The sequence below is a fragment of the Streptomyces sp. NPDC002619 genome (assembly GCF_042889305.1).
Classification (GTDB): Bacteria; Actinomycetota; Actinomycetes; order Streptomycetales; family Streptomycetaceae; genus Streptomyces.
This window is the reverse complement of sequence record NZ_JBIAQV010000107.1, coordinates 1-7,971: the sequence shown is the minus strand read 5'-3', so window position 1 is coordinate 7,971 and position 7,971 is coordinate 1. Positions and strand designations below refer to the sequence as shown.

5 protein-coding genes and 1 pseudogene are annotated in these 7,971 nt (G+C 67.3%); 3 read left to right on the top strand and 3 right to left on the bottom strand.

Going from position 1 to position 7,971, the window contains the following annotated elements:
* Positions 1–415, top strand: a pseudogene (locus tag ACFYXB_RS45105) (transposase); the annotation flags it as partial.
* 24 nt (positions 416–439) lie between these two features.
* Positions 440–1,066 (top strand): DUF2461 family protein, encoded by a 627-nt coding sequence (locus ACFYXB_RS45100; RefSeq protein WP_389591272.1) that lies wholly within the window; start codon positions 440–442, stop codon positions 1,064–1,066.
* 495 nt (positions 1,067–1,561) lie between these two features.
* Here the strand turns inward: ACFYXB_RS45100 and ACFYXB_RS45095 are convergent, their stop codons facing one another.
* The 3 genes from ACFYXB_RS45095 to ACFYXB_RS45085 form a co-directional block, all read right to left on the bottom strand.
* Positions 1,562–4,825, bottom strand: coding sequence for a GH92 family glycosyl hydrolase (locus ACFYXB_RS45095; RefSeq protein WP_389591271.1), 3,264 nt, complete (start codon positions 4,823–4,825; stop codon positions 1,562–1,564).
* A gap of 670 nt (positions 4,826–5,495) precedes the next feature.
* Entirely contained in the window at positions 5,496–5,789 is a 294-nt protein-coding gene (locus tag ACFYXB_RS45090) for a transposase (protein WP_389591269.1), read from the bottom strand.
* A 111-nt stretch (positions 5,790–5,900) separates the two neighbouring features.
* Positions 5,901–6,578, bottom strand: a complete 678-nt coding sequence (locus ACFYXB_RS45085; RefSeq protein ID WP_389591268.1) for a winged helix-turn-helix transcriptional regulator — start codon at positions 6,576–6,578, stop codon at positions 5,901–5,903.
* A 154-nt stretch (positions 6,579–6,732) separates the two neighbouring features.
* On the opposite strand from ACFYXB_RS45085, the gene ACFYXB_RS45080 reads away from it, so the two are divergent.
* Entirely contained in the window at positions 6,733–7,572 is an 840-nt protein-coding gene (locus ACFYXB_RS45080; protein ID WP_389591266.1) for a class I SAM-dependent methyltransferase, read from the top strand.
* Positions 7,573–7,971: the final 399 nt, after the last annotated feature.

The following is a 7,971-nucleotide window of genomic DNA, read 5'->3' as shown; positions in this document are numbered from 1 at the left end:
GGTGAGCGTGGTGTGGTCGCGGGACCTTCCGGTCGGCCCGTCGAGCGTGCGCGTGTACCAGGACACGCTCGGACATTGGTACGCGTCCTTCCTCGTTCCCGCGCAGAGCGAACCGCTCGCCCCCACGGGGCGCGTGCTCGGGGTGGACTGGGGTGTGAAGGAGAGGGCCACCACCACGGACGATGCCTACGACCTCCCGCATGGCGAGCACGGCAAGCGGGCCGCGCAGCGGCTCGCGAAGTACCAGCGGATGATGGCCCGGCGTCGGCGTCCGAAGGGAGTGCCCGCATCCGCGGGCTACCGGACGGCGCAGGCGCAGGCAGCGAAGCTGCACAAGAAGATCGCGAGGCAGCGTGAGGACACCGGCCGCAAGTGGGCCAAGTCCGTGATGCGCGGTCATGACGGGGTTGCGGTGTAACGATGGCTGGAGTTGACGTACATGTCGAGGCAGTTCACCGGTTGGGACGAATCGGCGTTCGATATTTTGTTGCGTCTCGAAGGTGAGCCGTCGCAAGAGGTGATGCGCGAGATTCGCAAGGAACGCGAACGTCTCGTGCGACAACCGATGGTCTCGCTGCTCCACGACTTGGCGTGGGCGGATCCCGCGTTTGAGGACCATTCTGTGTGGCGGTACGGGAAGACGCCGTGGTGGTGGCAGAACCAGTCCGCTGTGGCACGCATCGCCCGGAACATCGAGATCGGGCTGCGCTTCAATCTGGACGGCCTGCAAATCCAAGGTGCGTGGTGGTACGCCGGCTCCGATCAGATCAGTAGGTTCAGGGCGGCGGTCGCCGCTGAGGCAAGCGGTTCCGTATTGGGCGATGTGTTGGCGGAACTCCGCGGCAAGGGTTTCGAGATCACCGGGGACATTCTGAAGCGTGCGCCCCGGGAGTACCCTGCCGACCATCCTCGAGTAGCTTTGTTGCGCCATCGATCGCTACTTGCCGTGCGGCACCTCGGCTGTGACGAATGGTTGCAGACATCGGAGGCCATCGATCGTGTGCTGGCCGCATACGAAGAACTCAGACCACTACTCAGCTGGCTGACCGACCACGTAGCTGCTTGAGGTCCTGTAGGCCTGGGAGGTGGCGTCGGCGCACATGCAGAATGAGCCGCGCACGCGCGGCAGCGGCACAGCCGCCGGCCCCTCCGCATTCGCAGCCCTGGCCGACCCGGCCTCGCGGGCCTACTAGGGCAAGAAGATTGCCCAGGGAAGGAAGCACCACACCCAAGCGCTGCTCTGCTTCGCACGAAGGCGGGCCGACGTCCTGTTCGCCTGCTGCCAACCGGCGATCTGAGCGCCCTTGCAGGCTGAGTCGTGCGGACTGATTGGTGCACGGGGTGGTGCTGTGTGGTGCCGTTGATCCGGTCAGCGGAGGTCGCAGGGGTGCCAGCCGGCGGTGGAGTCGCCCCCATGTCAGCGGCACACCGGATGGCCCCTGACGCGTTTCCTCCTCGGATTCAGGTGTTCCGTGGTGGTGGGGCTGGACGACGAAGGCCTGTTCAGCCCTTCACAGGGCTGAACAGGCCTTGTCATGGCCGGAACCGGCCGGATCCGTCGTCAGGCGGTCGCCGCCGCGAAGATGTGGATGATGCCGCCATTCGTCGTGGCAGGCAGTGTCACACTCGCGAGCTGCTTGCCCGCCTGCAGCGCGATGGGCGCGGTGGTGAAGACCTCCGTACCCACCGGGTCCTTGCCGCCACCCTGCACGTCACGGTACGTGGTGTGGATGGCGACCGTGTTGCCGAACGACGGCGTCTGCGAGCCGCCGCCGAGCGTCCAGTCGCTGAAGCCGATTTCGGCCTGCTGGGTGGTGCCGTCGGTGTACGTGAGCGTCGCCGTACCGCTCGCCGCGCCTTCCGCCGCACTGCCCAGCAGACTCAGCTTCGTGGCGCCGGCGGCCGACGGTACGGCGAGCACCTGACCGCCCCCGACGACCTCGATGTTGTCGGGTTCACCAGCGGCCGCCTCGGGCCAGGTGAAGTCGAACCCGTTGGAGGAGACCGTGCTTCCCGGCTTCACACCGGCGGCGGCGAGCGCGGCGGCGGAGTAACTCCAGCCCTCGCCGTCGAAGTTGGCCTGCGGGTTCGCGTCGTCCGCCGAGATACCGTTGCTGTTGACGTTCCACAGCATGCTGTTCTTCGTGGCGACGGTCACCGAGGCGGACGTCTTCGGCAGCGCCGTACCGGACGACGACGTCAGCGTCACCGGGATGGTGTAGAAGCCCTGCTCGGTCCCGGCGGCCGCGGAGACGGAGATCTTCGCGCTGCCGGAACCACCGCTCGGCACCGTGAAGTCACCCTGGGACGGTGTCACCGTGATGCCGGCAGGCGGGGTGGCCGTCCAGTGGACCTTGGTCTCCTGGTCCTGGAGCGCCTGCACCTTGACGGTCGTCGCGACGGCCTCACCACCGGGCTCGGCCTTGAGCTTCGCCGGGGTGACACCGGTGAAGAACTTCACTCCGCCGCCCGGGAATGACGGCGGGGCATCGGCCTTGGCACTGCCCCACGAGGTGTTGGGCTTGGAGCCGAGCGTGTAGTCCAAGGTGCCGCCGTGCGTGACGAACGAGTCGGGGACCCACGGCTTGTCGGACTTCTTGCCGTCGGTCTTCAGGCTCTGGACATAGATGTTGTCCGCCGACGCCGCCGGCGCGTTGACCGTGATGGTCTTGTGGTTCCCGGTGTGGATCACGGCGTGCGGGAACAGCGGCGCGGAGAGCACCATGTCGGCGCGGCCGGGCACCTGTGGGTACATGCCCAGCGCCGAGAAGACGTACCAGGACGACATCGTCCCGGCGTCGTCATTGCCGGGGATGCCGCCAGGGGTGTCGGACCACAGCTGGTCCATCTCCGCGCGGACCGTCTCCTGCGTCTTGTACGGCGTTCCGAGGTAGTTGTACAGGTACGGCGCATTGATGTCGGGCTCGTTGGTCGGGTCGTAGCGCGTGCCGTCCTTGGCCGAGAAGTCGAAGGCGCCGTCGGGCGTGCGGAAGAAGGAGTCGAGCCGGGTCACCGCCGCGTCGTTGCCGCCCATGGCACTGGCGAGTCCGGCCACATCGGAGTACACCATCCAGGTGTACCGAGCGCTGGTTCCCTCGACGAATCCATTGCCGGTGCCCGGGGTGAACGTACCCGCCCAGGTGCCGTCGGACTTGCGGTCGCGGATATAGCCGCCCTGCGGGGTGGCGTTGGGGTCGAAGACGTTGGTCCAGTTGCCGGAGCGGGCCAGGAACTTCTTCTCGTTGGCGTGGTCGCCGGTCCGCCCTGCGAGTGTGGAGATGGCGAAGTCGGCCGCCGCGTCCTCGAGCGTCTCGGCGGCGCCGCCCCAGCAGTGGCAGCCGTCGGAGGGTACGTAGCCGAGGGACAGATACTTGTCCAGGGCCGGGCGTTGACCCACACACTCGACGTTGCAGCCCGCGCTGTCGGAGTCGTTCGCCGTCGGCACGGTCGCGGCGGTCACCAGTGACTTCAAGGCGCCCTTGACGTCGAAGTCATGACCGCCGAAGGCGTAAATCGCGGCGAGTGCCGCGTCCGACGGGTCGCCGGACATTACGCTCGTCTTGCCGTTCTCCAGCAGCCAGCGGTCCCACTCGCCGCCACGCTGATTCGCGTAGTTGAACAGGGACTGCGCGTAGTCACTGCCGGCCTTCGGGTTCAGCAAAGTCATCAACTGCACCTGGGCGCGGTACTGGTCCCAGCCGGAGAACGTGCCGTACTGCGCCTTCTGCCCCTTGGCCAGCTTGTGAGGCTTGCGGTCGGCGCCCAGATAGCGGCCGTCGACGTCGCTGGTCAGGGTCGGCTCCAGCATCGAGTGATAGAGCGCGGTGTAGAAGGTGGAGCGCTGGGCGTCGCTGCCGCCGCCAACCTCGATCTTGCTCAGCGCCTGCTTCCAGGCCGAGGCGGCCTGGGACTTGACGGAGCTGAAGGACTTGGCGGACGGGTTCTCCGCGCGGAGGTTGGCCTCCGCGTTCTGCGGACTGACGTAGGAGATGGCCACCTTCGCCAGGACCTCGGTGGTGCCGCTCGGGAACGTGATGTACGCGCCCGAGCCCTTGCCGGCCACCGGGTTGCCGGACGAGTTGAAGCCCGTGCCACCCTGGGCGGAGGTGGAGCCCGCCTGCACGGTTCCGTCCGTCCAGGTGCCGACCTTGGCGAACGGCTTGTCGAAGTGCGCCGTGAAGTACAGCGTGTAGAGGTCCTTGCGGTTGTTCGCGCTCTGCGGGCCGCAGAAGTTGCCCGCGCTGACCGAACCGGTGACGGTCCTGTCGGCGGCGTTCACCCGCACATCGGCGGCGGTGCTGCCGCTCTCGGAGTTGGACGTACGGAACAGCATGCTGGCGGGCTTGTCGGACGGGAAGCCGAACCGACCCGAGCCGGTTCGGGCGGTGGCCGTCAGTTCGGCGGAAGCACCGCTGTCCAGGCCCACCTTGTAGTAGCCGGCCGATGCGGTCTCATTGGCATGGGAGAAGGTGCTGGCGTACTTGGAGTCGGTGGTGTCGGCCGTGGGCGAGGAGTCGACATCGCCCACGTACGGCATGATCGGAATGTCGCCGTTGGCTCCGGAGCATCCGACGCCGTTGAGATGCGTGAGGCTGAAGCCCCGGATCTTCGTCGCGTTGTACTGGTAACCGCCCGGAGCGGGTGTCGAGGTCTGATTGCCGCGGGAGTTCTGCGGGCTCCAGGCGAGCATGCCGAACGGCTGAACGGCACCGGGATAGGTGTTGCCCGCGTTGGACGAGCCGATCAGGGGGTTGACGTAGGAGACGGGATCCTTGACCTCGCCCGGGCCCGGCGTCGCCGAGGCGGGCGTGACGGTCAAGGCCATCGCCAGGGCCGCCATGGTGGCCGCCGCGACGGATCCGAGAGCTCGTCGTCTATGACGAGCCCGGCCCTCCACATGAGTCTGACGAACCAATGAGCCTGACACCGCTTCTGCCCTTCGTGTCTGATGGAAAGTCAGGACGCGTCAGGAGCACGCTGCGTCCGCTCTCCGTTCTGAACTACTGCCGACAACGTTGTCAATGAACGCGAGGATGCTCCCCCCGTATTCGGGCGGTGTCAAGGGTGCCGAAATCCGGTGTTCAGCCCTGCCGTTGTCGAAGATCGCATCAGTGCTGGTGGGGGCTGGTGTGCCGGGTTCAAAGACAGTCGCGCGTGGAGCCGGGGGAGGGCTGGTCGGGCGGGGCCGCCGAGTCGACCACCGCGACTCGCGTCAGGTCGCCCTCATGGGGAGGGAGGTTGCGGGGTTCGGGCTCTGTGGGTGAGGTCGCCGGGCAACGTGATACTGCCATGCCTCGTCGACGCGCCGACAACGCTCGTCGCCGTTGTGACATGTCGCCCCCCTCCACCCGCTGCCCGATCCGATCGAGAACCCGGACCGGATCGCCCATCTGGACATACGACGGCGAGCGCGACTTGGCGGCACCCTCCATGAGTACCAACATGCTGCCTGACCAGCATGGATGAGGTATTCGGCAAGCGCAGGATCTTGGTGGTTAATCCCAACCGTCATGCGGCGAGGCGGAGTTGGAGTTTGGCGAGGTGGCTGTGGTTGGTGCGGTCGAGGGGGTGGCCGTTCCACCAGGCGTTGAGAGGTTGAGGGCGGTGGCGCTGGTGGTGTGGTCGAGGTGGGTCTTCACGAGGCCGCGGTAGCGGGCTCGGCGCAGGCCGGTGGTGTGGGTGGCCTGGCGGATGGCGCCCTCGACTCCGGCGCGGAGCGCATAGTCGCGCTGCCAGGTTCCGTCCTGTTGCTGGGCGCGGGCGGTGCGGATGCCTCGCGGTGAGCTCACGGGGGTAGAGGCTGAGCCGGCGGCCCTTTCGTGAGCTGGTGCACTGCTCCTTGACCGGGCAGGGGATGCAGTCCAGGGCGGCGAAGGCGACGACGGTCTTGGCCACGCCCTCTAAGCGGGCCGGGGGACTGCGGCGAACGGCGGTAGTGTGAACCAGCCCGGGACTGCTTGCCGTAGAGTCTCCGGGCCCTGGACCGCGAGGGCACCGGAGCTCAGAGCGTCGGACCAGCCCAGGTCGCCGCGCCAGATCTCGACCATGTGACGCAGGCTCGCGGAGACGGTGACGGCCACCTCGAAGCCCGGGTCCAGGTCGCAGACGTCGGCTTCGGCGGCTGTGATCACGAGCCACCATTCGCGGTTGCGTGTGGCCACGTCCGAGAACATGAACCGGACCACCGTGCGCCCTTCCGGGACGGCGTCATGGTCGATACGGCGATGCATGTCCCACAGCAGCAGTTTCGGGTCGAGATCCTCGTCGCCGAGCGCTCCGATCCAGCAAATGCCCCAGATGCTCAACGCCTCGACCACCGGCCGCAGTTCCTGGCCCGCCGGGGTCAGGACGTAGCGCACTTGATGGTCCTTTGGGCGTCGCTCCACGATTCCGGCGCGCATGAGGTGCTGCAGCCGCTTGGAAAGGATCGTGGGGGACATCCGCGGCACCCCGCGCCGCAGTTCGTTGAAGTGCTCGGTCCCCTCCATCAGTTCGCGCACGATGAGCAGCGTCCAGCGTTCGTCGAGCAGTTCCATCGCCTTGGTGACGGGGCAGAACTGGTAGTACGAGGACCCCATGGGTGCACGGTAGGTGCCCGGCGGCGGCGCGGCTACAGCGCGGGACGATCCTACGGCTCGTGGCCGGCGGCCGCTGGTACAGATCCCGTACTAGGACGGGAGCCCCGCACGTTCCTATCTTTGGTGCTACGGCAATAGACACCGGAGGGCAGCCATGACCGAAGCGATCGACGCCGTCGAAGCTGACCGCGCACTCAAGACGAAACACCGGAAGATGTGGGCGCTCGGTGACTACTCTGCCGTGGCCACCCAGCTGATCCAGGACCTCGGCCCGGAACTGGTCCAGGCATGTGGGGTCAGGGGCGGCGAACGCGTGCTGGATGTTGCGGCCGGATCGGGCAATGCCGCGATCCCCGCCGCCTTGGCCGGGGCGCACGTCGTGGCCTGCGACCTGACGCCCGAACTGCTCGAGGCCGGGCGCAAGCTCGCGGCCGGCCGCGGCGCCGAGTTGGAGTGGCGTACGGCCGACGCGGAGGAACTGCCATTCGCGGACGGAGAGTTCGACACCGTCATGTCCTGCGTGGGGATCATGTTCGCCCCGCACCATCAGGCTGGCGCGGACGAGTTGGTCCGGGTCTGCCGCCCTGGCGGCACCATCGGGCTGCTCAACTGGACCCCGGAAGGATTCATCGGCGAGCTTTTCGCCACGATGAAGCCGTACGCCCCCAAGAGCCCGCCCGGGGCGCAACCCCCGCCGCTGTGGGGCCGTGCGGACCACGTCCGCAGCCTCCTCGGCGACCGGGTGAGCGACGTCGAAGCGCACCGGCGCACCGTACGGATCGAGCGCTTCAAGAAGCCCGCGGCCTTCCGGGACTACTTCAAGACCAACTACGGCCCGACCATCGCCACCTACCGCAACGTCGCGGACGACCCCGGCCGGGTCGCCGCGCTGGACAACGCCCTCGACGACCTCGCCCAGCGCCACATCGACGTGGCGGACTCCGCCAGTATGGATTGGGAGTACCTCTTGGTGACGGCCCGTAAGCGCAGGTGAGGAACAGAGCGTCGGCCGCCTCGCCCCTGACGCGTCTCTTGGATGCACGTCAGGGGCGGGGACGCGATGCGCCACCCTATCTCCGCTGGGTGTAGCTCCTCTAGAGGGACAGGCTGAGGTGGGGCTTCGCCAAATCGGTCGCACGCGGTGCGGCTGCCTGTCGGGAGCGCGCCGCAGATGGCCGCACCAGCCGGAACCAAGATCGCAGCGAAGCCGTCGCTAAGCCTCGATCCACCGGCCGATGTCTTGTGGATGACGTCTTTGGAAACGAAGAAGTGCCTTGTGACCTGCGATGATGGGAGTTCTTCAGCTTGTTCCTTGTGAGGAACCCCGGGCGTGAACGACTCCGTTGGCAAAAGGACAGGGCGGGCATCCCGGCTCGCACTCTGGCTGGGAGTG